General features: G+C 70.4%; 18 protein-coding genes. 4 read left to right on the top strand and 14 right to left on the bottom strand.

Annotated features, from left to right (window positions below; all coding sequences use genetic code 11):
* The 13 genes from AB0M27_RS07140 to AB0M27_RS07080 form a co-directional block, all read right to left on the bottom strand.
* Nucleotides 1-867, bottom strand: a complete 867-nt coding sequence (locus tag AB0M27_RS07140; RefSeq protein ID WP_365718799.1) for a TatD family hydrolase — start codon at nucleotides 865-867, stop codon at nucleotides 1-3.
* Nucleotides 867-1559, bottom strand: a complete 693-nt coding sequence (locus AB0M27_RS07135; protein ID WP_365718797.1) for an EboA domain-containing protein — start codon at nucleotides 1557-1559, stop codon at nucleotides 867-869. The genes AB0M27_RS07140 and AB0M27_RS07135 overlap by 1 nt, the downstream gene beginning before the upstream one ends.
* Complete coding sequence (locus AB0M27_RS07130; protein ID WP_365718795.1) at nucleotides 1556-2455, bottom strand: sugar phosphate isomerase/epimerase family protein; 900 nt, start codon at nucleotides 2453-2455, stop codon at nucleotides 1556-1558. Before AB0M27_RS07130 ends, AB0M27_RS07135 begins: the two co-directional genes overlap by 4 nt.
* Nucleotides 2452-3366 (bottom strand): SCO3242 family prenyltransferase, encoded by a 915-nt coding sequence (locus tag AB0M27_RS07125; RefSeq protein ID WP_365718793.1) that lies wholly within the window; start codon nucleotides 3364-3366, stop codon nucleotides 2452-2454. Before AB0M27_RS07125 ends, AB0M27_RS07130 begins: the two co-directional genes overlap by 4 nt.
* Nucleotides 3367-3467: 101 nt before the next feature.
* Nucleotides 3468-4634 (bottom strand): inositol-3-phosphate synthase, encoded by a 1167-nt coding sequence (locus AB0M27_RS07120; RefSeq protein ID WP_365718791.1) that lies wholly within the window; start codon nucleotides 4632-4634, stop codon nucleotides 3468-3470.
* A 74-nt stretch (nucleotides 4635-4708) separates the two neighbouring features.
* Nucleotides 4709-5272 (bottom strand): hypothetical protein, encoded by a 564-nt coding sequence (locus AB0M27_RS07115; protein WP_365718789.1) that lies wholly within the window; start codon nucleotides 5270-5272, stop codon nucleotides 4709-4711.
* 103 nt (nucleotides 5273-5375) lie between these two features.
* A complete protein-coding gene (locus AB0M27_RS07110) occupies nucleotides 5376-6179 on the bottom strand; it encodes a ThuA domain-containing protein (protein ID WP_365718787.1) in 804 nt (267 codons plus the stop codon).
* A gap of 41 nt (nucleotides 6180-6220) precedes the next feature.
* A complete protein-coding gene (locus AB0M27_RS07105; RefSeq protein ID WP_365718785.1) occupies nucleotides 6221-7285 on the bottom strand; it encodes a substrate-binding domain-containing protein in 1065 nt (354 codons plus the stop codon).
* A 132-nt stretch (nucleotides 7286-7417) separates the two neighbouring features.
* Entirely contained in the window at nucleotides 7418-8479 is a 1062-nt protein-coding gene (locus tag AB0M27_RS07100) for an ABC transporter permease (RefSeq protein WP_365718783.1), read from the bottom strand.
* Nucleotides 8476-9987 (bottom strand): sugar ABC transporter ATP-binding protein, encoded by a 1512-nt coding sequence (locus AB0M27_RS07095; RefSeq protein ID WP_365718781.1) that lies wholly within the window; start codon nucleotides 9985-9987, stop codon nucleotides 8476-8478. Before AB0M27_RS07095 ends, AB0M27_RS07100 begins: the two co-directional genes overlap by 4 nt.
* Before the next feature lie 721 nt (nucleotides 9988-10708).
* Nucleotides 10709-11965 carry a Gfo/Idh/MocA family oxidoreductase gene (locus AB0M27_RS07090; protein ID WP_365718779.1) on the bottom strand — a complete coding sequence of 419 codons (1257 nt, stop codon included), beginning with the start codon at nucleotides 11963-11965 and terminating at the stop codon, nucleotides 10709-10711.
* Nucleotides 11966-12057: 92 nt separating this feature from the next.
* On the bottom strand, nucleotides 12058-13239 hold the full coding sequence (locus tag AB0M27_RS07085; protein WP_365718777.1) for an ROK family protein: 1182 nt from the start codon (nucleotides 13237-13239) through the stop codon (nucleotides 12058-12060).
* 234 nt (nucleotides 13240-13473) lie between these two features.
* The gene (locus AB0M27_RS07080) at nucleotides 13474-15387 is read right to left on the bottom strand and encodes an Ig-like domain repeat protein (RefSeq protein ID WP_365718775.1); all 1914 of its coding nucleotides are present in this window, start codon (nucleotides 15385-15387) and stop codon (nucleotides 13474-13476) included.
* Between the two features lie 688 nt (nucleotides 15388-16075).
* Between AB0M27_RS07080 and AB0M27_RS07075 the strand changes: the two genes are divergently transcribed.
* The 3 genes from AB0M27_RS07075 to AB0M27_RS07065 all read left to right on the top strand — a co-directional run bounded on the left by AB0M27_RS07075 (nucleotide 16076) and on the right by AB0M27_RS07065 (nucleotide 21880).
* Nucleotides 16076-17044 (top strand): multicopper oxidase domain-containing protein, encoded by a 969-nt coding sequence (locus AB0M27_RS07075; RefSeq protein ID WP_365718773.1) that lies wholly within the window; start codon nucleotides 16076-16078, stop codon nucleotides 17042-17044.
* 288 nt (nucleotides 17045-17332) lie between these two features.
* The gene (locus AB0M27_RS07070) at nucleotides 17333-21385 is read left to right on the top strand and encodes a ThuA domain-containing protein (RefSeq protein ID WP_365718771.1); all 4053 of its coding nucleotides are present in this window, start codon (nucleotides 17333-17335) and stop codon (nucleotides 21383-21385) included.
* A gap of 261 nt (nucleotides 21386-21646) precedes the next feature.
* Nucleotides 21647-21880, top strand: a complete 234-nt coding sequence (locus AB0M27_RS07065; protein WP_351807834.1) for a helix-turn-helix transcriptional regulator — start codon at nucleotides 21647-21649, stop codon at nucleotides 21878-21880.
* Nucleotides 21881-21993: 113 nt separating this feature from the next.
* On the opposite strand, the gene AB0M27_RS07060 is transcribed toward AB0M27_RS07065, so the two are convergent.
* A complete protein-coding gene (locus tag AB0M27_RS07060) occupies nucleotides 21994-22986 on the bottom strand; it encodes a TIM barrel protein (protein ID WP_365718769.1) in 993 nt (330 codons plus the stop codon).
* A 588-nt stretch (nucleotides 22987-23574) separates the two neighbouring features.
* Between AB0M27_RS07060 and AB0M27_RS07055 the strand changes: the two genes are divergently transcribed.
* Nucleotides 23575-26052 carry a PQQ-dependent sugar dehydrogenase gene (locus AB0M27_RS07055; RefSeq protein ID WP_365718767.1) on the top strand — a complete coding sequence of 826 codons (2478 nt, stop codon included), beginning with the start codon at nucleotides 23575-23577 and terminating at the stop codon, nucleotides 26050-26052.
* Nucleotides 26053-26327 lie beyond the last annotated feature (275 nt).

Here is a 26327-nt window from a genome sequence, read left to right as displayed (position 1 = left end):
TTACACCTCCGCCCGGGCGCCGCGCAACACGGAGTTGCCCTCGTAGGTGGCGTCGGCGCCCGGCGCCTCCGACTCGGCCGGCTCCAGCTTGCCGCTCTGACCGTAGAAGGCGACGGGGTTGCGCCACAGGACGGTGTCCACGTCGTCGGCGGTGAAGCCCGCCGCGAGCATGGCGTCCCCGGTCTTCCGGGTCTTCAGCGGGTCGCTCCTCCCCCAGTCCGCGGCCGAGTTGACGAGGATCCGCTCGGTGCCGAACTCGCGCAGCACGGCGACCATGCGACGCTCGTCCATCTTGGTGTCGGGATAGATGGAGAACCCCATCCAGCAGCCGGTACCGATGACTTGACGTACCGTCACCTCGTTGAGGTGGTCGACGAGTACCCGTTCCGGGGCGATCCCCGATTCCTTCACCACCGCGAGGGTGCGGTCGACGCCCGCGGCCTTGTCACGGTGCGGTGTGTGGACCAGCGCCGGCAGATCGTGGGCGACCGCGAGCTGCAGCTGGGCGGCGAACGCCTCGTCCTCCTCCGGCGTCATCGAGTCGTAGCCGATCTCGCCGACGGCGACCACGCCGTCCTTGAGCAGATAGCGCGGGAGGTGCTGGAGCACCTCCGCACAGCGCGAGTCGTTGGCCTCCTTGGGGTTGAGGGCGATGGTGCAGTGGTGGCGGATGCCGAACTGGGCGGCGCGGAACGGCTCCCAGCCGATGAGGGAGTCGAAGTAGTCCAGGAAACTGCCGACGGAGGTGCGCGGCTGGCCGAGCCAGAAGGCGGGCTCCACCAGGGCGCGTACGCCGGCCGCGTGCATCGCCTCGTAGTCGTCGGTGGTGCGCGAGGTCATGTGGATGTGCGGGTCGAAGATGCGCATCACGCCTCCCGGGGGCTGGGACGGTCGGTGGTCGCGGTGGGGACGGGTTCCAGGTCCCCGTGGCCGGGTACCGGTACGTCCGGGAAGAGCGCGAGGATCGGCCCGATGTCGGCGGGCACCTCGCGGCCCGCCGCGGTCCGCTCGTGGGCGTACGCGGCCATCATGCGGGCCATTTCCGCGTCCGCCCGGCCGGGCAGGCCCGGCAGCGCGGTCAGCGGGATGCCGGTGAAGACGCACTTGAGCACGCCCTGGCGGTAGGTTTCCGCGTCCAGGTGGTCGGTCGCGTAGTCGCCGAGGGCCGCCGCGATCAGCCGTGTGTCGTTGGTGCGCAGGGCGTCGCGCACGAGGGGCAGCGCGCCGTCGCCGACGGGGAGCAACGGCAGGGCGCGCAGCACGGCACGCCGTTCGGCCGCGTCACCGGTCCGGTAGAGCGCCCCGATCTGCTCCAGCAACGGGGTGCCGGTCAAGGGCAGCGCGGCCAGCAGGAGGCAGCGGGCCGCGTCGTCCACCGTCCAGCCGTACGGGTCGCCGGGATCCAGCCGAACCCGTCCGCATCGGCGTCCGGCCAGCGGGAACAGGCCGCCGACGACCGCGGGGTCGGCGGCCACCGAGGCGCACGCACCGGTGAGCCACTTCCAGCCCTTCTGGGTGATCCGGTCGGTCAGGGCGGTTCCGAGGTGGTCGGGTGTCATGCCATCTCCTCCTCGCGACGGACCGCGGGGTCGCACGACCGCAGGAAGTCCAGGGAGCGGCGGGCCACTCCCGGGGCGTCGTGGCTGTGCCGGGGCAGCTCGACGGCGACCAGCCCGCGGTAGCCGACCTCGTCGAGGGCGCTTAGCACCGGCGGGAAGTCGATCTCGCCGCTGCCGAACTCCAGGTGCTCGTGGGTGCCCCGGCGCATGTCGTCGATCTGCACGTTGACCAGCCGGTTCCCGGCCCGGCGCACGCACTCGGGCACCGGGTACGGCTCCAGGCAGCGGCAGTGGCCGATGTCGAGGGTCAGGCCGAACGGGGCCGGGTCGCCGAGCGCCGCGGCCAGCCTCGTGTACTCGTCGAGGGTCTCCACGAGCATCCCCGGTTCCGGTTCGAAGCCCAGCGGGACGCCCGCCCTCTCCGCCGCCTCGACGACCTCGGCGCATCCGGCGACCAGCCGGTCCCAGGCCGACCGCGGGTCGAGCTGCGCGGGCCTGACACCCGCCCAGAAGGACACGGCCTGCGCGCCGAGGTCGGCGCCGACGGCCACCGCCCGGCGCAGGAAATCGACCCTGCGTTCGCGTCCTTCGGTCGCGAGCAGGGTGGGCTCGTGCTTGTGCCAGGGGTCGAGCAGGTAGCGTGCTCCGGTCTCGATCACCACGCTGAGCCCGAGACGGTCCAGCCGCCGGGCGAGGGCCGTCGTCCGCGCGGCCAGGCCGGGCGCGAAGGGATCGAGGTGGTGGTGGTCGAGGGTGAGGGCCACTCCGTCGTAGCCGAGTTCGGCGATGACGGTGAGCGCGTCCTCCAGTCGGTGGTTGGCGAAGCCGTTGGTGCCGAACCCGTAGCGCAGGACGGGCTCAGCGAACGTGGTGTCGACGTGGCGGGATGCGGTCATGTCGGGGACACCCTCCTTGCGAGGGCCCGCGCGAGCGGAAAGGCCGCGGCGAGCGGGAGTGCGGAGCGCACCGCGCCCGTGCCCGCGGTGAGCGCGGCCTGCAGCGGGATCAGGCCGAGGATCCCCGCGCCGACGGCCCTGCGGACCTTTGCCGGTGAAGGATCGGCGACGGCGTGCGCCTGGGCGCGGCCGGCCGTCGCGCCGTAGACGGCGAGCCCGCCCGCGACGGCAAGTTGGCTCCGGCGGCCCGTGCCCTGCCGGACCGCGCGGGCGCGGAGTGCCGTCGCGGCCGCGACGGCAGCGGTGGCGGCGAGTGTCACCCCGGGCAGGCGTGGTTCCGCGCCCGTGACCTCGGCGCGGCTGAGCGTGGTGACGGCGAGGGTGTGCCCGGCGACGGTCACGGCCGCCGGGAGGGCGGGCCGCAGCCGGCCCGTGCGGGCCCCGAGCAGGACGTCGAGTCCGCGGGCGGCCGCCATCACCGCGGGGCCCACAGGACGGGACTTGGCCCACAGGTCGTAGCCCCAGACGGTCGCCGCGAGCGGCACGGCGACCGTCAGCGCGCGACGGCCGTCGGCGACCGCGGCCAGGCCGAGGGCGGCCGCGGTCAGGGCCGCGGCGGTGCCCAGGGCGAAGGGTGCGGCCACCCGGCCGGAGGGTATCGGCCGCTCGGGGCGTTCCACCGCGTCGAGATCGCGGTCGGCCCAGTCGTTGAGCGCCATCCCGGCCCAGTACAGGCAGACCGAGGAGGCGGCCAGACCGGCCACAGCCAGGTCGGGGCGGCGGCCCGCGGCGGCAGCCCCGGCCAGGACGTCTCCCGGCACGGTGAACGCGGCCGGAGCGCGCACGAGTTCGGCTAGGTCCCGCAGGCGGCGGCCCGGCGACGTCGCGGCCCTGGCGGGCGCCGAGGCCACTGATCCGGGGTGCGGAATCCCGGCAGGCCCGGCGCCCGCCCCTGTGTCCCCGCCTCCCCTCCGGGCGGGGCCCCGGCCGGGCCGGAGCATGGGCGGGCGGGTCACCGCCGGTCCCCCAGCCCGGCGGCGAAGGTCCGCAGCGTCTCGTACTGGGTCATCACGGCGTGCTCATCGGTGCCGACGGGGTCCTTGAAGAAGAAGGCCAGCTCGCCGAGGGGACCGGAGATGCCCCGCTCATGCGCCCGGCCCGCCAGCCGGGCGAGGTCGAGCACCAGGGGCGCGGCCAGGGCCGAGTCGCAACCGGCCCAGGTGAACTGCAGATTCATCCGCACGCCCAGGAACCCCTCGAACATCACGTGGTCCCAGGCGGTCTTCCAGTCGCCGAGCGAGGGCACGTAGTCGATGTGGACCTCGCCCTCGACCGCGTGTCCCAGTGTCTTGCCGAGCACGTGCTGCTTGGACGCCGCCTTGCTGGCCGTCGCGGCCGGGTCGGCGAGCGTCTCGCCGTCGCCGCCGCCGAGCAGGTTGGTGCCGGACCAGGTCCGCACCCGCAGGCCCCGGGCGGCGAACATCGGCCCGAGGGTCGCTTTGAGCAGGGTCTCCCCGGTCTTGCCGTCGTTCCCGGCGTACGGCAGTCCTGCCTCCTCGGCCAGTTCCCGCAGTGCCGGGATCCTCATGCCGGTGGACGGCGTGAAGTCGACGTGGGCGCATCCGGCCTCGATCGCCGCCAGGGCGTACTGGGAGCTGGGCGGCAGCACGTTCTCGCCGGCGGCGAGCGCGGCACGCAGGGCTCCGGCCGAGGCGTGCGCCGGGTGCGCCGTCAGCACCGGTTCGGTCGAGGACACGTTGACGACGACCACCCGTGCGAGGCCGTGCCGCTCGCGGAAGGCGTCGATGTCGGCCCGAATCGCTTCCACGGCGTCCAGCCGGCTCATGTCCGCGTCCGGGAGGGGGGCCGGGCGTATCTCGGCGTCGGCGGCGGCCAGGTCGTCGTGGACGAGAGCGGGCAGCCCGTGGGGCAGCACGCCGGCCGCGACCAGCTGCTCGGCCCGCTTCGGCAGCGGCGTGCAGGCCACGTCGTGCCCGCCGAAGACCAGGTCGGACACGGCGGGCAGGCCGGCGTCGGGGAACCCCGGCTGCTCGGTGACGCACCCGGTCGGCCCGGCCAGCCCCGCCCGTAGAGCGGCCGTGCCGGCGATGACCGTGGTGGCCACCGATCCGCGCGCCCCCGCCAGCCATATGCCCGTACGACTGCGTTGATCTGACATGTCGTCACCTCCGTCGGTCGGGCGCGGTCGCGCCCGGCCGCCTCGTTCCTCGCTGTCGATGTCGCCGTCCCCTGTCACCCGCTTCCGCTCCCCTCCGGCCGGTCGTCCGGGGTCAGGGCCTGGCCGTCGGGGGTCATCCGCAGGAAGACGTGCTGGTGGCCCAGCCCGGCGTCGATGTCGATCGCGTCGGGTTCGGTGGCCTCGATCGACCGGACGTCGACGGCGTGATGCCTCTGCGAGGCCGCCGCGGCGGCGAGCGGCTTCGCCGGGGAGTCGGGCGCCCCGAGGGCCGGCCGGTAGGAGTCCTCGGCGCTGTCGAGCGCGCGCACGGCTGCGGCGGCCATCTGTCGCAGCGCCGGAGCCGGCCGCCTGGCGAGGCCCCTCGCCTGCACGGTGAGCGCCTTGACCTGCCGGGTGTCGCGGGCGCCGGCCTGGGTGCGGATACGGTCGGCGAGTCGCCGGGTCGGGTCGGTGGAGGCCGTACGCCCCGCCGTCACCAGAACTGCCACCATGCCCGCCGGTTGGACGAGCCCGAGGTCGGCGCCGGTGCCGGTGAGCAGCCCGCGGCAGGAGGATCCGCGGGCGGCGTCCGGGTTCACCGGTGCCGTGCGGCGGCGGGCGGTCGTTGACGACGGCAAGGTGGGTCCTTTCGCTGTGCTGTGCCGACGTGCGGGTGGGCGGAAACCGCGTCTCCGGCGCGCCCGCTCGGACGGCGGGCGCGCCGGGGTGCGTCGGCGCCGGTCAGTCGGTGCTGTCCGGGGCGCAGTTGAACTTCGCCGCACCGGCCGTCATCTCGATGCCGCCGAGGATGTGCGACAGGAACCGCGGCTCGGTGTAGCTCTCCGAGGTGTGGCCCATGCCGGTGTAGAAGGAGCGGCCGCCGTCGTAGGGGTGGCACCAGGAGATGGGATGGTCCGCGCCCATCGAGCCGCCGGAGTAGCCGACCGGGTCGTACGTCCGCTCGTCCAGGGTGGCCAGGACGCGCACGTCGGAGCGGGGATTGGAGCGGTAGTTGTACCACTCGTCGGTGCGGGTCCAGCGGTTCGGCAGGTCCCTGGTGGCCGCGGTGCCCTGGCCCGCGACGTTCACCGTCGCCTGCTGGATCGCCGGGTGGTCCCTGAAGTAGGCGCCGACCAGGCCGCCGTACCAGGCCCAGGTGTAGCCGGAGTCGGCGGCGGCGTGGATGCCGACGTAGCCGCCGCCGTGCTCGATGTAGCGCTGGAAGGCGTCCTTCTCGGACTGCTGGTCCAAGGGGTCGCCCGTGGTGGAGAGGAAGACGACCGTCTGGTACTTGGCCAGGTTGGCGTCGTTGAACTGGGTGGCGTCCTCGGTCGCGTCGACCGCGAAGCCGTTGTCCTGGCCGAGCTTCTCGATCGCCGTGACGCCATCGGGGATGGAGGCGTGCCGGTAACCGGTGGTCCTGGAGAACACCAGCACCTTGAACGCCGGTGTCGCTGCGTGTGCGGTGGCGGCGCTCGTGGCGGCGAGCGGCAGGGCCAGAGCGGCTGCCGAGAGCAGCGCGACGATACCTCTGCGGGACATCATCAACCTTTCGTGACCGGGTTGCGGGGACGGTGGGTGCCGGGTCAGCTGAAGGCGCCGGGAAGGTACTCGTCGACGTTCTCCTTGGTCACGGTGGCGGAGAACAGGGTCAGCGAGGACGGCAGGTCCTGCCCGACGAGGTCGCTCATGCCCTTGTGCTGGGCGATGAGCCGGGCGAGCTTGACGGCCGAGGCGGACATGTTCGACGGGTAGACGACCGTGGCCTTGAGTACGGAGCTGTCGGCCTTGATCTCCTGCATGGCGTGCTTGGAGCCCGCGCCGCCGACCATGAAGAACTCGCTTCGGCCGGCCTGCTTGATGGCTGCCTCGACGCCGATGCCCTGGTCGTCGTCGTGGTTCCACACCGCGTCGAGGTGCGAGCGTGCCTGCAGTACGTTGCTCATCACCTGCTGACCGGAGTCCGCGGTGAAGTTGGCGGCCTGCCGGATGCCCACGCGGAAGCCGTACTTGGCCAGGCCCTGCTTGAATCCGGCGCTGCGCTGCTTGGTGAGTTCGAGGTTGTCGATCCCGGCGATCTCGCCGATCACGGGCGAGGAGACACCCTTGGCCTTGAGGGCCTTGCCGATGTAGAGGCCGGCGTTGAGACCCATGCCGAAGTTGTCGCCGCCGACCCACGTCCGATAGGCCAGAGGGGAGTCGAAGACACGGTCGAGGTTGATCACGGGGATGCCCGCGTCCATCGCCTGCTGGGCCACGGCGGTCAGCGCCTTGCCGTCGAAGGGCAGGATCACCAGGGCGTCGACCTTCTTGCCGATCAGCGTCTGGACCTGGCTGATCTGCGCGTTGACGTCGTTGGTGCCCTCGACGGCCTCGAAGTGCACGTCGGAGTACTGCTTCGCCTGCGCCATGGCGTTCTTGGTGATGGCCGCCATCCAGCCGTGGTCGGCGGCCGGGGCCGAGAACCCGATCGACACGGTCTTGCCCGGCTTGTCGTTGTCGGTGCCGGCCTTGGTCGCCGCCTTGACGTCGTCGGTGGAGGCGTCGCTCTTGTTGCTGGTGCAGCCGGCGACCAGGGCTCCGCCGCCGAGTACCGCGCCGCTGAAAAGGAGCCTTCTACGGTCCAGTCCGCCGAGTCCGCGCTTGTCCATCTCGCTGAGTCCTTCCAGTGACGGGGTCCTGCCTGGGTTGTGCCTGCCGTGGTCGATGCGGACGTGCCGCGCGGCTGGGCCTGGGGCGGCGCGGGCGGCGACAGCGGGACGGAGCCGCCGTCCGCGCCGCTGCTACGGGGTGACGGTGCTGCGGCCGCGTCGCTGGACCAGCACGGCGGCGACGATGATCAGGCCCTTGGCGATCTGCTGGATGTCGGTCGTGAGGTTGTTCAGCACGAAGATGTTGGTGATCGTGGTGAACACGAGGACGCCCAGGATCGAGCCGACGAGCGAGCCGCGGCCGCCCGTCAGCAGGGTGCCGCCGATGATCACGGCGGCGATCGAGTCCAGTTCGTACAGGTCGCCGAGGTTGCTGGCCCCGGAAGTGGTCCGCGCGGTCAGCATGATGGCGGCGATGCCGCAGCACAGCCCGGACAGGACGTACAGCACCACGGTGTGACGGCGCACGTCGAGGCCTGCGAGGCGGGCTGCCTCCTGGTTGCCGCCGATGGCGAACGTCCGGCGGCCGAAGGTGGTGCGGTTGAGCAGCACCCAGCCGACGAGCACGGCCACCGCCAGGATGTAGACCAGCAGCGGAATGCCGAGCCATTTAGTGGAGGCGATGGAGTTGAACGACTCGACCGTGACCACCTGGGACTGCCGGTCGGAGATCCGCTCGGCCAGTCCGCGGGCGCTCGCCATCATGGCGATGGTGGTGATGAACGCCACGATGTTGCCGTAGGCGATGATCAGGCCATTGACGAGGCCGACGACCGCGCCCACGGCGAGCGCGCAGAAGACCATGCCGCCGAGTCCGTAGGACTGGGTGGCCACGGTGGTGCACCACACGGATGCGAGCGCCACGATCGCGCCGACGGACAGGTCGATGCCACCGCCGATGATGATGAAGGTCTGCCCGATCGTGATGACCCCGATGACGGCCGCGCTGGTGAGGATGACCAGGGCGTTCTGCCTGGTCGCGAAGTTGCCCGAGCTCAGCGCACCGATGACGCACAGCAGCACGAGGACGACGAACAGGCCGAGGTTGCGCACCCTGCCCATGTGCCCGAGGAAGGACGGCCTGCTGCCCTTGCCCGGGGATGTGCCGGTCTGCCGGACGGATCCGGTCGGGGATCCCTGGCCGGTGGCGGGCAGCGGACCGCTCCCGCCGGGGGGACTGGTCTGCTGGCTCACGCGGAGCTCCCTTCCATGACGAGGTCGAGCACTTTCGATTCGTCGAGGTCCAGGGCGGCGGCCTCGCGGACCACCCGCCCTTCGCGCATCACGAGGACGCGGTCGGCGAGGCCGAGGACCTCGGGCACCTCGCTGGAGACGAGGAGCACACCGACTCCCGAGTCCGCGAGCCGCCGGATGAGCGTGTAGAGCTCCGCCCGCGCTCCGACGTCCACGCCGCGGGTGGGCTCGTCCAGCAGCAGCAGCCGGCAGTCCTTGAGCAACCAGCGGGCGACGACGGCCTTCTGCTGGTTACCGCCGGAGAGGGTGCGCACCGGCCGGGTCGGGTCGGGGGGCCGCAGGTCGAGGCTGCGGACCGCTTCCGTCGTGGCGGCCAGTTCGCCGCGGGAGTCGAGGAACCCGGCGCGGGCGAACCGTCGCAGCGAGGACATGGACACGTTGTGGGCGATGGAGGACTGCATGAAGAGCGCCTGGCTCTTGCGTTCCTCCGGGGCGAGTCCGAGGCCCGCCCGTACGGCGGCGGTGACGCTGCCGGGCCGCAGGGCGGATCCCGCGACGCTGATGCGCCCGGAGGCCGGTCGCCGGGCTCCGTAGACGGTTTCGAGGATCTCCGAGCGGCCGGAGCCGACCAGACCCGCCAGCCCGACGATCTCGCCGGCCCGGACGGTGAAGGAGATGTCGTCGAACTCCCCCGGGCGGCTGATGTGTTCGACCTCCAGGAGCACCGGCCGCTCGTCCGAGCCGGGGCTTTCGGGCCTCGGCGGGAAGACGTACTCGACGGTGCGGCCGGTCATCAGCGAGACCAGTTCGGAGGTGGGGGTGGTGCGCGCGGGCAGCCCCCGGGCGACCGTGCGGCCGTCCTTGAGGACGGTGACGCGGTCCCCGATCCGGCGGATCTCCTCCATGCGATGGGAGATGTAGACGACCGCCACACCGGCGGCGGTGAGGTCGCCGATGATGCGGAAGAGGTTGTCCACCTCGTCATGGGCGAGGACGGCGGAGGGCTCGTCCATGATGATGAGCCGCGCGTCGTGCGAGAGGGCGCGTGCCATGGACACCAGCTGCTTGCCGGCCGCCGACAGCTGGCCCACCTCACGCGTGACGGGGATCTCCGGGTGCCCCAGCCTGCGCAGGAGTTGCCGGGCGGCGTCGTGCATCCGCGAGCGCTGGGTGAACCCCAGTCGGGACCGCTCGTGTCCCAGGTAGATGTTCTCCGCCACCGACAGGCCGTCGGCCAGGTCGAGTTCCTGGTAGATGGTGGCGATCCCGTGGCGCATGGCGGCCGTCGGGGTGGGGAGGGTCACCGGTTCGCCCTCCCAGGCGATGTGTCCCTCGTCGGGCTGGTGGGCGCCGGCGAGGACCTTGATGAGTGTCGATTTGCCGGCGCCGTTCTGGCCCAGCAGGCAGTGCACTTCTCCGGCGACCACGTCGAGGTCGACACCGTCGAGGGCCCGGACGCCGGGGAACTCCTTGACGACGCCTTGCATCTCGAGCAGCGGGGCACTCATGGGTCTCCCTCTGGTGCGGTGTCCGCCGGCCCGCACAGGGCCTGTGGCGGTTCGTCAGCTTCTCGTCACCGAGCCCTCGCGGACGGCCTCGGTGAGGAGGCTCGTGAGGGGCCCGACGTGTCGTGGAGGCAGGTGATCCGGGACCCGGGACGGGACCGTCGTGGATCCTTGGCGATTTCCATTTCGGTGGACTTCGGTGGTCCGGGTCAGGGTGTTTCCCTTTGGCGCCGAGCGTGCGTCCCGGTTTTCCGGAACAGACCGCCCCCTGTCGCCCGGCGGGCTGAGAGGAAGGTAGTTCTCCTCGCCCGGTTTGAAAAGGGTCCGCGAACCGTTCGGGTCCATCGTGGCCGGATGCGGCAACTGGTGTAACACTTTTGGGCATTCGACATCAGGGAGACCAAGCACCCCTCCCCGCCTGCCCGTTACCCCGAGAACCCGGAATAGGTGGCGCGAGTGGTGTGCGGACCTTGAACCGAGGCAGACAGGTATTTCCGGAGCACACGCGTCGAATATGCCCCGGCTTTTGCCGACACCTGTCTTACCGGCACCTGTCGTACGGTGATTGACCCCGGTGCGTCACATCCAGCCTTGTCGACCGGCGTGAAGAATGTTGTGCCATTGTGCGATTCCCGTCAGGAGTTTCCCTGAAATCCTCCTTTTCATCGACGGAGCGAGGGGGGCGTCGTCGGGACCATGGAGTCGGCCGGCTTCGCGAGTACGGTCAGGGAGCGACCGCGACGGGGTCGCCGGTGCCGGACGGCAGCGGTGGGCTCCCCTGCGCACCTCCCGCGTGCGCGACGGGCGTCCAGACGCTGCCGTTCGCGGCGCTGTGCTCCACCGCTGCCAGCACCCGCTGCACCTGCAGTCCGTCGGCGAAGGACGGCTCGGGGTCCCGGCCCTCGACGATGGCGTGCATCAGGTCGCGCACCTGGTGCACGAAGGTGTGGTCGTAGCCGAGTCCGTGCCCCGGCGGCCACCACCCTTCGAGATAGGGGTGTTCGGGTTCGGTGACCAGGATCCGCCGGAAGCCCGCCGTCGCGGCCGGCTCGGTGTGGTCGTGGAAATCCAGTTCGTTGAGGCGCTCCAGATCGAAGGCGATGCTCCCGCGGTCGCCGTTGATCTCGATGCGCAGGGCGTTCTTCCGGCCGGCGGCGACCCGCGTGGCCTCGAAGGACGCGACGGCGCCCCCGGGAAACCGGCCGGTGAACAGGGCGGCGTCGTCCACCGTCACGGGTCCGCGCCGCGCGGCCCCGGCGGCGACGGCCGCGAGCCCTGACGATGCGGTGGGCAGCGGCCGTTCGCGGATGAACGTCTCGGTCAGGGCGGAGACTCCCGACAGCGGCTCCCCGACCAGGAACTGGGCGAGGTCGACGATGTGGGCGCCGATGTCGCCCAGCGCGCCGGAACCGGCGTACTCCCGCTGCAGCCGCCATACCAGCGGGAACTCCGGATCCACGATCCAGTCCTGGAGATACTGCGCCCGTACGTGCCGCAGGGCGCCGAGACGGCCCTCGGCGACGAGCCGGCGGGCGAGCGCGAGCGCCGGTGTGCGTCGATAGCTGAACCCCACCATGGAGCGCACACCGCGCCGCGAGGCCGCGGCAGCGGCGGCGGCCATCGCCTCCGCCTCCTCGACGGTGTTGGCGAGCGGCTTCTCGCACAACACGTGCTTGCCGGCCTCCAGCGCCGCGATCGCGATCTCGGCGTGACTGGAACCGGGAGTGCAGATGTCCACCAACTGCACGTCGGGGCGGGCGATCAGGGCCCGCCAGTCGGTCTCGGTCGCCGCCCAGGCCTGACGTCGGGCAGCCTCCTCCAAGGCAGCTCGCTCACGTCCGGCCAAGGCGGCCATGACCGGGCGCATGGGCAGATCGAAGGCGCGGGCGGCGGTACGCCAGGCATGCGAGTGCGCGCGGCCCATGAAGGCGTATCCGACCATGCCCACCCCGATCGCGGGCGAGCCGTGCTGACTGTCCATAGGCGCTCCTGAGGAATGCTTGTGGGCGCGGGCAACGGACGCGGGCAACGCGTCCGTTCGCGGGGAACGGATTCCGGCCGCGCGCGGGTGCGTCAGGCCGGTGAGAAGACGTGGTCGCTGATCAGCCGGGTGGCGCCGACGACGCCGGCGGCCTGGCCGAGTTCGCCGAGAACGATCGGCAGGTTGCCGGTCGCCAACGGCAGGGACTGCCGGTAGACCTGGGTGCGGATGCTGGCCAGGAGGGTGTGCCCCAGCCCGGTGAGCCCTCCCCCGATGACCACCAGGCCGGGGTTGAAGAAGCTGACCAGGCCCGCGATGACCTGGCCGATGCGGCTTCCACCCGTGCGGATCAGTTCGAGGGCGGCGGCGTCCCCGGCGCCGGCGGCTGCCGACACGTCCTCGGGGGTCAGCCGTCCGGTCCCCTCCAGCCGCCCGGCCAACTCCACCGAGCGGCCCGACTCGGCGAGCGCGGTCGCGTCGCGCGCCAGGGCGTTGCCGCCGAAGTACGCCTCCAGGCAACCGATGTTGCCGCAGGCGCACGGCGGCCCGTCCGGGTCCACCTGGATGTGCCCGATGTCGCCGGCGCTGCCGGTGACACCCCGGTGGACCTCGCCGCGCACCACGATGCCGCAGCCGATGCCGGTCCCGATCTTGACCCACAGGAAGTCACGTACGGATCGGGCGACACCGGCCTGCTGCTCCCCCAGGGCCATCAGGTTCACGTCGTTGTCGACGAGGACGGGGCAGCCGAGCTCCTGACTCAGCGCCTCGCGGACGGGGAAGCCGTCCCAACCGGGCATGATCGGCGGTGCGACGGGGACGCCCTCGGGGAACCTGACGGGTCCCGGCACGCCGATCCCGGCGCCGTCGAAGTGCTCCGCCAGGCCCGCCTCGCGCAGCTTGGCGGCCAGGGCGAGCACCCGCTCGAACACGGCCACCGGACCGTCACGCACGTCCAGCGGCTCGGCCAGATGGCCGAGGACCTCCAACTCCGCGTTGGTGACCGCGACATCCACCGAGGTGGCGCCGATGTCCACGCCGAGGAACCGCAGGCTGGGGGCGATCCGGACGTTGTGCGAGCGGCGACCGCCGCGGGAAGCGGCGAGACCGTCCTGGACGACGAGGCCCGTCTCCAGCAGCCGGTCGATCTCCACCGCGAGCTTGGAGCGCGACAGCTCGACCCGGTCACCCAGGGCGACCCGGGACTGCGGACCGAGGTCGCGCAGCAGGCGGAGCAGCCCGGCCTGGTGGACATTGGCCGGTCGAGCCGTCATACGCCTCACGCCGCCCCTCCCGTCGTCGCCGAAGTCGTGCACACGCCCGGCACTTTGGGGCGCGACTTTCAAAAAAACCGTAGCACCGTCGTGCTGAACACGAAAGAACTTGTGCAGCATTCCGATGCACTTTCATCTCGTAGTGGACAAAGGTCGGTTGAAGTCGCGCAGGCCTGACGGGGTGTGGGGCGGTCGGCCGGTGCCACCCCCATCAGGCCTGTTGCGGCCGTCAGCTCACGGTTCCGTACGCGCGGTGTGCGGCTTGCCGACGTCGGACCGGCCGGCGGCCTTCTTGATGTCGCCCGCTTCCCGCTGGTCGACGACGCCCTCGTGGCGGAGGTCCGCGACGAGCTTTTCGACGTACGACACGAACACGCCGTGGCTGGCCCAGGCCTGGTGGTCCTCGATCAGCTCGTTGATCGTGCAGCCGTTCGTCGTGACGCGGTTCGGGATGCCCGTGTTGACCGTGCCGACGAACACCGTCGAACGGTCGTCCGTCTCAGGGCAGTCGGTGGGCGGCTTGCTGTCGACGACGGTCAGGGTCAGCGACTTGGCCGTGGACGTGTTGCCGGCCTTGTCGGTGGCCCGGTACAGGAAGGTGTGGCTCCCCGCTCTGTTCACCGCCACCGGCGCGGAGTACGGCAGGTAGGGGCCGCCGTCCAGGGAGTACTCGGTCGCGGCCACGCCCGACCCCGAGTCCGAAGCCGTCACCGTGATCGTCGCGCTGCCGACGTAGTTCCCGGAGGCGTCCTTCGTGCCCGAGACGGAGGCCGACACGTCCGGCGGAGTGGTGTCCTGCGGCGGAGCGGTCACGACCGTGAACGACACGGACTGCTCCGCGGACGTGTTGCCCGCCTTGTCCGTCGCCCGGAACGCCACCGTGTGCTGACCCACGCCACTCACCTGCACCGGCGCGCTGTAGTCCTTGTAGGCCCCGCTGTCGAGCGAGTACTCGATCTTGGCCACGCCCGACTCCGCGTCCGAGGCCGTCACGGTCACCGTCGCGCTGGAGACGTAGTTCCCGGAGGCGTCCTTCGTCCCCGACACCGTCGCCGACGTCTCCGGCGCCGTCGTGTCCTCGGGCGGAGCCGCCACCACCGTGAACGACACCGACTTCACCGCCGACGTGTTGCCCGCCTTGTCCGTCGCCCGGAACGCCACCGTGTGCTGACCCACGCCACTCACCTGCACCGGCGCGCTGTAGTCCTTGTAGGCCCCGCTGTCGAGCGAGTACTCGATCTTGGCCACGCCCGACTCCGCGTCCGAGGCCGTCACAGTCACCGTCGCGCTGGAGACGTAGTTCCCGGAGGCGTCCTTCGTCCCCGACACCGTCGCCGACGTCTCCGGCGCCGTCGTGTCCTCGGGCGGAGCCGCCACCACCGTGAACGACACCGACTTCACCGCCGACGTGTTGCCCGCCTTGTCCGTCGCCCGGAACGCCACCGTGTGCTGACCCACACCGCTCACCTGCACCGGCGCGCCGTAATCCGCATAAGCCCCGCTGTCGAGCGAGTACTCGACCTTCGAGACACCCGACTCCGCATCCGAAGCCGACACCGTCACCGTCGCACTGCCGACGTAGTTCCCGGAGGCGTCCTTCGTGCCCGAGACGGAGGCCGATGTGTCCGGCGCGGTGGTGTCGTTACCGGGGGCAGCGGTGACGGTCAGTTCGCCCGACATCATGTGACCCGGCATCGCGCAGTAGTAGTGGTAGACACCGGGGGTCAGGGTGACCTCCGCCGTGTGACGGCCTCCGCCGGAGTCCGACGGGCTCGCCTGGATGTTGAGACTGACGTCGGTGTTGTAGTCGGGGTTGGAGGTGTCGAACGTCAGCGTGTGCGGCATCCCCGTCGTGTTGCCGGTGGCCGCGCTGTTCTCGAACACGATCGTCGCCGGGCCGGCCACCGCGGTGGTGGGGGCGGACGTATAGCCCATGTAACCGTCCCCAGCCGTCCAGGTGAGCACCTGGGCCGGTGCCGCGGCGGCGTCCCGGCTCATCGCCGCGTACGCGGCCGGCGCGGCCAACGAGAACGCCGTGAGCACCAGGGCCACCAGGGCCACCAACGCCGGGTGGGGGCTGAACCGGCCCCGTGGCGCGGATCTGGCGGGGGGCGGATCCGTCTGGGCATGGAGCAGTCTTCTGAACACCGCTGCACCTTTCGCGAATCGCTTGTTGCGGTACCGCGCACGGTTCGGCGGTCCCGCCGGGTGGACGGCCGGCCGCCAGGACGACCGTGTCGTGGCCCGTCCGGCCGGGTGCCGCGCGGAGCTCGGTCCGGGCGGCGACGGCGCACGGTCCGTCACCTGACCGACGCCCTGAACTCAACGGCACGGTGAGTCAGTTGCGGGTGATCACCGGGGCGTGACGACGGCGACCGGCCGCGGTCACGCGAACGAGCGAGCGGCGTTCGCTCCGCCCCGTGCCGGAGCGGCGCTGCCGCGGGCCCGTTGCGCGGGGCTCACCCAGCTCTCTCGGATTGCGCCAATGCTGGGAAGCTAACCGTCTTTTGACGACCCGCCAAGGTCTATGACCGCAACCCGACCAACTTTGACCTGAGTCTGGAAAAACTGGAGAAGCCCCGTTACGGTGAGGCCGTTCCGAGGCGCAGTTCGCCTCGCCTTGCCGAGCCGGTCTCGGCCGTACCGCCGCACCCGCCGGACGGACGGCACCGGATCGGCGCCACCCACCGACGAGTCCTCTGCCGGCCCCCGCGGGGCCCAACGCCCGGCGCACCACCGCAAACCGCCGCGTCCGGATGCTGTGTTGCCTGGGGCGGCGCACCTCACGACCACGAAACGCCTGCAGGCACCCACGCCTGTCGCGGATTGGAGAGCGATGACCGACTCAGGCGCAGGCACGCGACGCCTCTTCTCCCGCCGATCGTTCGCCACCTCGGCCGTGGCGGCGGCCGTCGCCCCCGCGGTGCTCGGCGGCACCGCCGCCGCCGCGCCCTCGGACAAACCCGCTGCGGACGACAAGGGCGGCGAGGTCCGCAATCTGACGCTGTACATGGAGAGGCTGCCGAACGGGGAGATGGGCTACGGCCTCCACCCCGGTCAGGCGACGATTCCGGGCCCGCTCATCGAACTGACCGAGGGCGACACCATGAACATCGAGGTGGTCAACAACCTCGACGTCGCCGCCAGCCTGCACGTGCACGGCCTGGACTACGACACCGCCAGCGACGGCACCAAGATGAACGACAGCGTCGTCCAGCCGGGCGACCGGCGCACCTACGTCTGGCGCAGCCACGCCCCGGGCAGACGCCACGACGGCACCTGGGAGGCCGGAAGCGCCGGCTACTGGCACTACCACGACCACAACGTGGGCACCGAGCACGGCACCGGCGGGATCAAGAAGGGGCTGTACGGCCCCGTGGTGGTGCGGCGCAAGGGCGATGTGCTGCCCGACAAGCAGTTCACGGTCGTCTTCAACGACATGACGATCAACAACAAGACCGCTCCCGACACCCCCACCTTCAAGGCCGTCCGCGGCGAGCGGGTGGAGTTCGTCGTGATCACCCACGGCGACTTCTTCCACACCTTCCACGTGCACGGCCACCGCTGGGTGGACAACCGCACCGGGATCCTGGACGGTCCGCAGGACGTCAGCCGCGTCATCGACACCAGGACGACCGGCCCCGCGGACTCCTTCGGGTTCCAGGTGATCGCCGGCGAACGGGTCGGCGCGGGCGCCTGGATGTACCACTGCCACGTCCAGAGCCACTCGGACATGGGGATGTCCGGTGTCTTCCTGGTGACCGAGGCCGACGGCACGGTCCCCGGCGGCGGCATGCCCATGTAGCCCGGGCCCCCGTGCCCGTCCCGTTCTCAGCCCCCGAATCCACGCCCGTCCGACCTGACCGGACGGTCCGACGGGCGTGAACCACCCTGCCGCCGGTCGGTCGGCCCCGGGTCGTGAGGTGCCGGGACGTCCGCGACCTCACCGGCTCCGGCGCCCCGGCCGTCTCCGGATGTCCCGACGGCCGATCCGAATCCGCCTCGCCCGGCGCCCGCCGTGCGAGGCCCGTGCGGCAGCCCGGCTCCACCCCCTGACCACTCTTCCGTTGTCGGATCGAGTCAAGGAGCAACAATGGGCCGAAGAGACCGGTTCACCCTGTCCCGACGAAGTGGAGCACCACCGTCGCCTTCCGCGCGGACCCCCCGCCAGGCGCCGGCCTGGCGCCGCGCGGTCGTCCTGCTGTCCGGCTCGGCGCTGGCACTGGGACTGTCCGCGCTGCCGGCCGTACAGGCACAGGCGCAGGCGCCGTCCGCAAGCAACCAGGACCAGGACGCCGGGGCTGAAGCCTCGGTGAACGTCCTGGTCTTCCACGGACCGGCCGATCAGCAGGACGACCCCGTCACGACCGCCGTGTCGACGGTCAAGGAACTGGGTCAGAAGAACGGCTTCTCCGTGGACGAGTCGGACGATCCGTCCGTCTTCACCCCCGACCGCCTGGCCCACTACCGGGGCGTGGTCTTCCTGTCGGCCAAGGGGGTGTCCCTCACCTCCGACGAGGAGTCCGCGTTCCAGGCCTACGTCAAGGGCGGCGGCGGATTCGTCGGCGTCCACGACGCCGCGCGCGCGGACGCCGGCTCCGACTGGTTCACCGGCCTGATCGGTACGCGTCCGGCCGCCAGCCTGCCCGCCTCCGAGAAGGTCTCGGACGTCACGGCGAGCGACGACAACCCGCCGAACGAGACGAAGGCCAAGCTGTTCGACGGCAGCAACACCACCAAGTGGCTGGCGCACCAGAACACCGCGTGGGTCACGGCGAAGATGGACCATCCGGTCGCCGTGGCCCAGTACGCGCTGACGTCGGCCAACGACTACCCGGGCCGGGACCCCAAGGACTGGACCCTGCAGGGCTCTCAGGACGGGGACTCCTGGAAGACGCTGGACACCCAGACCGGCCAGAACTTCCCGGACCGGTTCCAGACCAAGCAGTACAAGTTCTCCAACACCACGGCCTACCAGTACTACCGGCTGAACGTCACCGCCAACTCCGGTGAGCCGCTGACCCAGTTGGCCGAGCTGCGGCTGTTCGGCGCCGACCCGGCGCCCGCGCCGGAGACCAAGGTGCAGCAGGCGGTCGTGGACGTCACCGACCGCCAGCACCCGGCGAACAAGGGCCTGCCGCTGAAGTGGACCCGGTCCGACCAGTGGATGAACTGGGACCCGAACCCGAACGGCAAGGTGCAGACGGTCGCCCAGGTCGAGGAGAACTCCTACGACGCGGGGCCGGCGGGCAACGGTGCCTTCCACCCGGTCTCCTGGTGCCGGGACTACGACGGCGGCCGGTCGTTCTACACCGGTATGGGCCGCACCGAGGACAGCTACACCTCGGACTCCAAGTTCCAGAGTCATCTGCTCGGCGCCATCGAGTGGACGACCGGCATGGTGCGCGGCGACTGCCAGGCGACCATCGCGTCGAACTACTCGGTGGAACGGCTCACGGGCAAGAACCAGCAGGGCCAGCTCGACCAGATCGGTGAGCCGCACGGTCTGACGATCGCGCCCGACGGCAAGGTCTTCTACATCGGCAAGGCGGCCTGCCCGAGCGGCCCGATCCCGGACTGGAACGACCCGAAGGTGGGCCTGGGCTGCGGCACCATCCACCAGTGGGACCCCAAGACCAAGCAGGTCAAGCTACTCACCACGCTCGACGTGATGGGCAACCGGGGCAGCGGCGACGAGCTGGTCAAGAACGAGGAGGGTCTGGTCGGCATCACGCTCGACCCCGAGTTCGAGCAGAACGGCTGGATCTACGTCTACTGGATGCCGCACGAATCGGTCGACCGGGACAAGCAGACGGGCCAGCGCACCATCTCGCGGCTGACCTACGACTTCAAGAACCAGTCGATCGACAAGAGCTCCCGCAAGGACCTGCTGCACTGGACCGCCCAGATCCACAGCTGCTGCCACACGGGCGGCGGCATGACCTTCGACAACGATGGCAACCTCTACGTCGGCGTCGGTGACGACAACTCCTCCCAGGGAGCCGGGGCCGGCTACTCCGGGAACAACTGGACCAAGGACTACAAGGGCCTGTCCTTCCAGGACGCCCGCCGTACGGCCGGCAACACCAACGACCTCAACGGCAAGATCCTGCGGATCCACCCCGAGCCCGACGGCACGTACACCATCCCCAAGGGCAACCTGTTCACCGGCCAGGAGGAGGGCGGCGGCAAGACCCGTCCGGAGATCTACGTCATGGGTGTCCGCAACATCGCGCGGATCGCCTGGGACAAGACCAACAACTGGCTGACCGCGGGCTGGGTCGGCCCCGACGCGCCGACGCCCGACCCGGAGCTCGGCCCGGCCAAATACGAGACCGCGACCATCATCACCTCGGCGGGCAACCAGGGCTGGCCGTACTGCATGGGCGACAAGCAGCCGTACCGCGACCGCAGCAACACCGACGCGAGCGTGCTGACCGGCTGGTACGACTGCGACCACCCGAAGAACACCTCGCCCCGCAACACCGGTCTGGTGGACCTCCCGCCGATCCGCAACAACATGATCTGGTACTCGCCGCAGGGCGGCGGCGTGGTCTACCCGAAGCGCGGCGACGGCAGCGGGCTGCCCACGTACGTGCAGAGCGACGAGAAGTACACCGAGCCCTACCTCAAGGGCGGCGGCCAGGCCATCATGGACGGCCCGACCTACCACCGCTCCGAGGTCGACACCGACAGCGGTGTCGCCTGGCCCGCGTACTGGGACAACAAGTGGTTCATCGGTGACGAGTCCAACGCCAACAACCGCGTCGCGGTGACCGTCGACCCGGCGAGCGTCAAGGACCAGAGCCCGCCGGCCTTCGGCGAGGACCTGCGCCAGATCCTCCCGGGCGGCACCGGGGACAACAAGGTCCAGAGCTGGATGGACGCCAAGTTCGGCCCGGACGGCGCGCTCTACATGCTCGACTACGCAGGCGGCTTCTTCAGCCTGGACCCGAACCAGAAGCTGGTCCGCGTCACCTACCACGGTGGCCCGGCCACGCCGAACCCGAGCGACGCCTCGGGTCGCGCCGTCGCCCAGAGCAAGCCGCGGACGATCCAGTTCTCGGCCGCGAAGGCGGGCGGCGTCTCCTGGGAGTGGGACTTCGGTGACGGCAGCCAGCCGTCGCACGAGGCCAACCCCACGCACACCTACGCCTCTTACGGCACCTACCACGCCACCCTGAAGGCGACCTACGCCAACGGCGAGCACGCCACCGGGAAGATCGACGTGACGGCGGGCTGCACGGCGCCCGACGCCCGTTCCACGGTCCGGCTGCTCGACACCGACACCGGTGTGGCCAACCGCAAGGTCGGCGGCGGATGCACCATCAACGACCTGATCGACGACGAGGGCACCTGGCCCAACCACGGCGCGTTCGTCAGCAACCTCAACGACCTGGTCAACCAGTTCCGCAAGGACGGTGTCATCGACAGCCACGAGGCGGCGACGCTCAGCAAGGCAGGTGCCCAGTCGCCCATCGGCAAGACCCCCGGGTACAAGTCCCTCTTCGACGGATCGGCGACCAGCCTCGCCGGATGGAGCCAGGCGGGCGCGGGCCGGTTCTCGCTCCTGCCGGACGGCACCATGCGCAGTTCCGGCGGCCTGGGCATGCTCTGGTACAGCAAGCAGCAGTTCGGGGACTACTCGATCCGGTTGCAGTTCCGGGATGCCGCACCGGACGGCCACCGGGCCAACAGCGGTGTGTTCGTGCGGTTCCCCGATCCGCGGACGCCGCTGGACCAGCGGCCCGAGGGCTGCAGCACGACGGGAGCGGCCCGCACCGCCCCGGAGTGGGTGGCGATCTACTGCGGCAACGAGATCCAGATCTACGACGGTGACACCGGTGAGCCCCAGAAGACCGGCTCGGTGTACAACTTCGATCCACTCGACCTGGACCATGCGAAGGTCACCCCGAAGGGCCAGTGGAACGACTACGAGATCCGGGTCGTCGGGCAGCACTACACGATCATCCGCAACGGCGTGGTGATCAACGAGTTCGACAACACGCCCGGCAAGTCGTCGTCGCGTGCGGGCGATCCGCCCACGGACCTGCGTCAGTTCGTCAGTGGTTACGTGGGGCTGCAGAACCACAGTGACAACGACCTGATCGAGTTCCGCAACATCCGGGTACGGGACCTGTCGTAAGGAGCGGCGGTCCACGCCGGGCTCGGGGCGCGCCCCGAGCCCGGCTCTGGCGCGAACCGAGGTGAAACCTTTCATGTAGATCACATCAATGCGGCGGCGCACCTCTTGACCGTGCGCATGTGATCAGTTACCCAAGCTACTTGACACGTGAAAGCGATTGACGACCCCGCGGTCGATCACGGGTTCTGGCCGCCGATCCGGGCGGCGGCCTTCCCCGCGTTCCCTGCCGACCGCACTCGGCGAAGGAGGACGAAAGTGTCCATGCTCAGCTACGAGACGGACCGGCGGCCCCAGCCCGACAACCCTTGTCTGCGCAGCGACGAGGTCCACCTGCTGTCGCTTCTGGCAACCGGCCTGCCGGTCGAGTCCGTCGCCCGGCGACTCCACGTCTGTCCCCGCACAGTGCGACGGCGTTACCGAGGCGTGTGCGACAAGATAGGCGTCAGCAGCGTCATCGAGGCCGTCGCCTGGGCCGCGCGACGCGGACTGATCTGAACCCGCCCTGAGACCCTGAAATCCCGCACCGCACACGTCCGCGCCCTGCCGCGCCTTCTGGGCTGCGGCAGGGCGCGGACGTGCAGGGCCCTGGGCGTGGATGTCTCGGTGGGTCAGGAGAGCAGGTCCGCGAGCGCCGTGTAACTGCGCTGGGCGGCGCCGAAGGAGCCGGGCGGGTTGGGCTGGGTGTCGGGGGCGGTGTCCTGCTCCCAGATGCCGTGGTGGTTGCCGAACGGACCGATCGCGTGGATGAAGCGCTGGTAGGGCATGTCACCGGCGCCGAATTCCGTCATGTCGTAGCCGTCACCGGCGTTGGGGTCGGACTTGCCGTCCTTCATGTGGAACAGCGTGTAGCGGTAGGGGTGGTTGCGCACGTACGCGGCGGGGTCGAAGCCGGGGTAGCGGAACTGGCCGACGAAGGCCCAGTACACGTCCATCTCGAGGTAGACGTGGGCGGGGTCGGTGTTCTGCAGGAACACGTCGTACAGGCGCACCGCCGGCTGGTCGGTGGCGAAGGCGAACTCGGCCCAGTGGTTGTGCTGGTAGAGCTTGAGACCGCGCGCCGACGCGGCCGCGCCCCAGCGGTTGAAGTCCTCCGCGGCCGCCTGGTACCCGGCGACCGTCTGGGTGTCCGAGGGGGCGTTCGGGGTCCCGATGTTGGGCATACCGAGGATCTCGGCGTTGTCGAGCTCCTGCTGCAGGTTGCTGCGGAAGCTGCCGATGCCGATGTGGCTGCCGATGGCTCGCAGACCGTTGTCGTCGAGCAGCGTGCGGATCTCCTGGAGGGTGATCTGCCGGCCGAGGATGGAGGGGTCCTGGGTGTAGCCGGCGAACTCCACCTCCTTGAAGCCCATCCGCGACAGCTCCTCGAAGACGGCGCGGAAGCCGAGTTGGTAGACCTTGTCGCGGACGCTGTAGAGCTGGATGCCGATGGCGTTCTTGGGGATGCTCAGGCCGGCGCCGTTGGGCGGGGCGTCCGGGGCGGGCGTCCGGGCGGCGGCGGGGACCGCTCCGGCGAGGGTTGCCGCACCGATGGCTACGGTGCCTGCGGCTGCCGCACGCAGGAAGCCTCTGCGGTCGAAGTCATGGGCGAACTGACCCATCATCACTCCTTCGTTGTGAAGCACCTGGCCGCGGGGGGCTGCGGCGAGGGGCCGTCAAGGGGAGCCGCCTCGCCCGGTGTCCGGGCGGCGTGGTGGTACGGGGCGTTCATCGGCCTGAACGTCCGGCGGACATGCGGTCGGCGGAACTGGTGGCGGGGCGACCGGAGTCGCGCCCGGTGAGCGAGGGCGGTGCGGGCTGCCGAGGCACAACTCCCCGCGGCCCGCGCGGTGGCAGCAGGAGCGCCTCGACACATACCTGGAGGACGATGAACGCCTGAAGCCGTCGATAGTTGAGCACAAGTCGGCGCTACTTTTCACTGGATGAGCAAAAGATGTGTCCACTTCAGGGCGCAAAACGCTGCTACTGAGCAGTACCTCCTTGACGCGCCATGGTCATGGAGCCACGCTCATGACGCTTCCCCAGGGGGCCGCGAACCCGCCGAGCCCTCCCTTCCTCCCACGGCCACCCGCCCGCTCCACCGATCGACCGGCTGGCGCAGGCCCGGGCATCCGAACCCGGCCGGCCGCCCTCGCGCGACGTGACCGCTCGCGCCATGTCCATCGCAGCGCCCCCAGAGAGGTAGGCAGTACGTGCGTAAACCAGTAAGCCGGCTCCTCACCGCCACGTTGAGCACCATGCTCGGCGTGGGGGTCGCGGTGGCCGGAGCTACGACGTCCGCGCATGCGCGTATCCAGGCACCGGACAGAACGGCCGCGGCCGCCTCCACCGCCGCGACGTCCGACTTCCAACAGGTCACCCTGGCCAAGGGACCGGACCAGGTGGGCGAGCCGATGGGGCTCGCGGTGCTCCCCGACGGCAGCGCACTGCACAGCTCCCGTGACGGCACCGTCTACTACACGACCCTCGACGGCCTCACCGACGTGGCGGCGAAACTCCCGGTCTACACCCATGACGAGGACGGGTTGCAGACCCTCGCGCTCGACCCGCACTTCGCCAAGAACCACTGGGTCTACGCGTACTACGCGCCGAAGCTCGACACCCCCATGGCCAACGCCCCGGAGAACGGAACGGCCGCCGACTTCGCGCCGTACAAGGGCTACAACCAGCTGTCCCGGTTCACGTTCGCCGACGGCAGGCTGGACCTGTCCAGCGAGAAGAAGATCATGCGGGTCGACACCGACCGCGGGCAGTGCTGCCACGTCGCGGGCGACATGCACTTCGACGGCGACGGCAACCTGCTGCTGAGCACCGGCGACGACTCCAACCCGTTCGAATCCGACGGCTACGCCCCCATCGACCGGCGACCGGACCGCAACCCCGTCTTCGACAACGAGCGCTCCACGGCCAACACCAACGACCTGCGCGGCAAGCTGCTGCGGATCAAGGTGCACGACAACGGCACCTACACGGTCCCGGACGGCAACCTGTTCCCGAAGGGCACCCCCAAGACCCGTCCCGAGATCTACGCGATGGGCTTCCGCAACCCCTTCCGGTTCAACGTCGACAAGAAGACCGGCGTGATCTACCTGGCCGACTACGGCCCGGACGCCAGCAGCGCGAACCCCAAGCGGGGGCCTGAGAACACCGTCGAGTACAACCGGATCACCAAGCCCGGTTTCTTCGGATGGCCGTACTGCATCGGCGACAACACGCCGTACGTCCAGTACGACTTCGCCACCGGAGAGTCCGGGCAGCCCTTCGACTGTGCCCACCCGGTGAACGACGCTCCCCTGAACACCGGTCTGAAGAACCTGCCCCCGGCCCAGCCGGCCTGGATCTGGAACCACTACGCGGGCAACCCGCTGTTCCCCCAACTCGGCGGTGAGGGCGCTCCCATGGGCGGCCCCGTGTACCACTACGACTCCACGCTGAAGTCCCAGGTCAAGTTCCCCGAGAGCTATGACGGGAAGTTCTTCGCCTACGAGTTCGGCGCCCACTGGATCAAGCCGATCTCCTCGGACGGCAGCGGAAAGATCCAGTCGATCGACACCTTGACCAACGGCAACGACTGGGCCCGTCTGGTAGAGCCCATCGACACCGAGTTCGGTCCGGACGGCTCGCTGTACGTGCTCGACTACGGCAGCGCGTGGTTCGGCGGCTCCCTGGACGCCGGGCTCTACAAGATCGAGTACGCGCCGGGCAACAAGGCGCCGACCGCGGCGATCACGACGGACACCACGTCGGGCAAGAACCCGCTGACGGTCAAGTTCGACGGCACGGGCTCGACCGACCCCGAGAACGACACTCTCACCTACGCGTGGGACTTCGACAACGACGGCAAGACCGACTCCACGAGTGCCACGCCGTCGTTCACCTACACCGCGAACGGGCAGTACCACGCCAGGCTCACGGTCAGCGACCCGAGCGGCAGGACGGGTGTCGCCGCCGTCCTGGTCACGGTGGGCAACTCCGCGCCGGTACTGAAGTTCTCCGAGCCGCCGAACGGGCTGACGTTCAAGGACGGGGACCAGGTCGCGTGGAAGATCGACGCGACCGACCCGGACGGCACCCCGGTGGACTGCTCCAAGGTCCAGGTCAGCTACTCGCTCGGTCATGACATGCACTCCCACAACCTCTCGCAGGCCACGGGGTGCAGCGGGACGTTCTCCATGACCACCGCGGGCCACACCGACGCCGACGACTTCTACGGCATCTTCTCCGCGAGCTACACCGACACCTCCCCGACCGCCGGGGTCCCCGACCTCACCGGCACGACACAGATAGTCCTGCAGCCCAAGGGCAGGCAGGCCGAGTTCTACCGCACGCAGTCCGGCGTGCAGACGAGCTCCGTCGCCGGCGCCCAGGGCGGCGAGGCCGTCACGTCGATCGGCAACGGTGACTGGATCGAGTTCGACCCGTACGACCTCCAGGGTGTGAGCAAGATCGACTTCAGGGCCGCGTCGAGCGGTACGGGCGGCACCATCGAGGTCCGCACCGACGCCCCCGACGGCCCGCTGGCCGGCACGGCGACGGTGGGCGACACCTCAGGCGCCTTCACGACGGTCGGCGCACCGGTGACCGACCCGGGCGGGACGCACAAGCTGTACTTCGTCTTCAAGGGCGGCAGCGGCGACCTGTTCAGCCTGGACTCCTTCACGATGAGCTGAGACGCACGATGAGCTGACACGACACCAGCCCGTCCCTGCCCCGCCGAGCCGCCACCGACGGCCCGGCGGGGCAGTCCTGTCCCACGGGATCCGGGCAACCCGGACGGCGAGACCGCCGCCCTTCTCATGAGCGCCGCCACTCGTTCGGCGGATACCACGGATGGCGCTCGTATGCGGCTCAACGGGGGTACGGGGTAGCGGGAACGGCGGACGGGAAGATGCGGGGGCTGCTGTTTCGGGGCACGGTGGGTGTGGGCCGGGGCCGGGTTCCGGCT

The organism is Streptomyces sp. NPDC052107 (genome assembly GCF_040680215.1).
Classification (GTDB): Bacteria; Actinomycetota; Actinomycetes; order Streptomycetales; family Streptomycetaceae; genus Streptomyces.
The sequence above is the reverse complement of the archived record's forward strand: the minus strand, read 5'-3'. Positions and strand labels throughout refer to the sequence as shown.

What these genes read in the sequence shown, in the direction of transcription:
- AB0M27_RS07140 (WP_365718799.1), bottom strand. Translation starts at nt 867, where the DNA reads ATGCGCATCTTCGACCCGCACATCCACATGACCTCGCGCACCACCGAC.
- AB0M27_RS07135 (WP_365718797.1), bottom strand. Translation starts at nt 1,559, where the DNA reads ATGACACCCGACCACCTCGGAACCGCCCTGACCGACCGGATCACCCAG.
- AB0M27_RS07130 (WP_365718795.1), bottom strand. Translation starts at nt 2,455, where the DNA reads ATGACCGCATCCCGCCACGTCGACACCACGTTCGCTGAGCCCGTCCTG.
- AB0M27_RS07120 (WP_365718791.1), bottom strand. Translation starts at nt 4,634, where the DNA reads ATGTCAGATCAACGCAGTCGTACGGGCATATGGCTGGCGGGGGCGCGC.
- AB0M27_RS07110 (WP_365718787.1), bottom strand. Translation starts at nt 6,179, where the DNA reads ATGATGTCCCGCAGAGGTATCGTCGCGCTGCTCTCGGCAGCCGCTCTG.
- AB0M27_RS07105 (WP_365718785.1), bottom strand. Translation starts at nt 7,285, where the DNA reads ATGGACAAGCGCGGACTCGGCGGACTGGACCGTAGAAGGCTCCTTTTC.
- AB0M27_RS07095 (WP_365718781.1), bottom strand. Translation starts at nt 9,987, where the DNA reads ATGAGTGCCCCGCTGCTCGAGATGCAAGGCGTCGTCAAGGAGTTCCCC.
- AB0M27_RS07090 (WP_365718779.1), bottom strand. Translation starts at nt 11,965, where the DNA reads ATGGACAGTCAGCACGGCTCGCCCGCGATCGGGGTGGGCATGGTCGGA.
- AB0M27_RS07085 (WP_365718777.1), bottom strand. Translation starts at nt 13,239, where the DNA reads ATGACGGCTCGACCGGCCAATGTCCACCAGGCCGGGCTGCTCCGCCTG.
- AB0M27_RS07075 (WP_365718773.1), top strand. Translation starts at nt 16,076, where the DNA reads ATGACCGACTCAGGCGCAGGCACGCGACGCCTCTTCTCCCGCCGATCG.
- AB0M27_RS07070 (WP_365718771.1), top strand. Translation starts at nt 17,333, where the DNA reads ATGGGCCGAAGAGACCGGTTCACCCTGTCCCGACGAAGTGGAGCACCA.
- AB0M27_RS07065 (WP_351807834.1), top strand. Translation starts at nt 21,647, where the DNA reads ATGCTCAGCTACGAGACGGACCGGCGGCCCCAGCCCGACAACCCTTGT.
- AB0M27_RS07060 (WP_365718769.1), bottom strand. Translation starts at nt 22,986, where the DNA reads ATGATGGGTCAGTTCGCCCATGACTTCGACCGCAGAGGCTTCCTGCGT.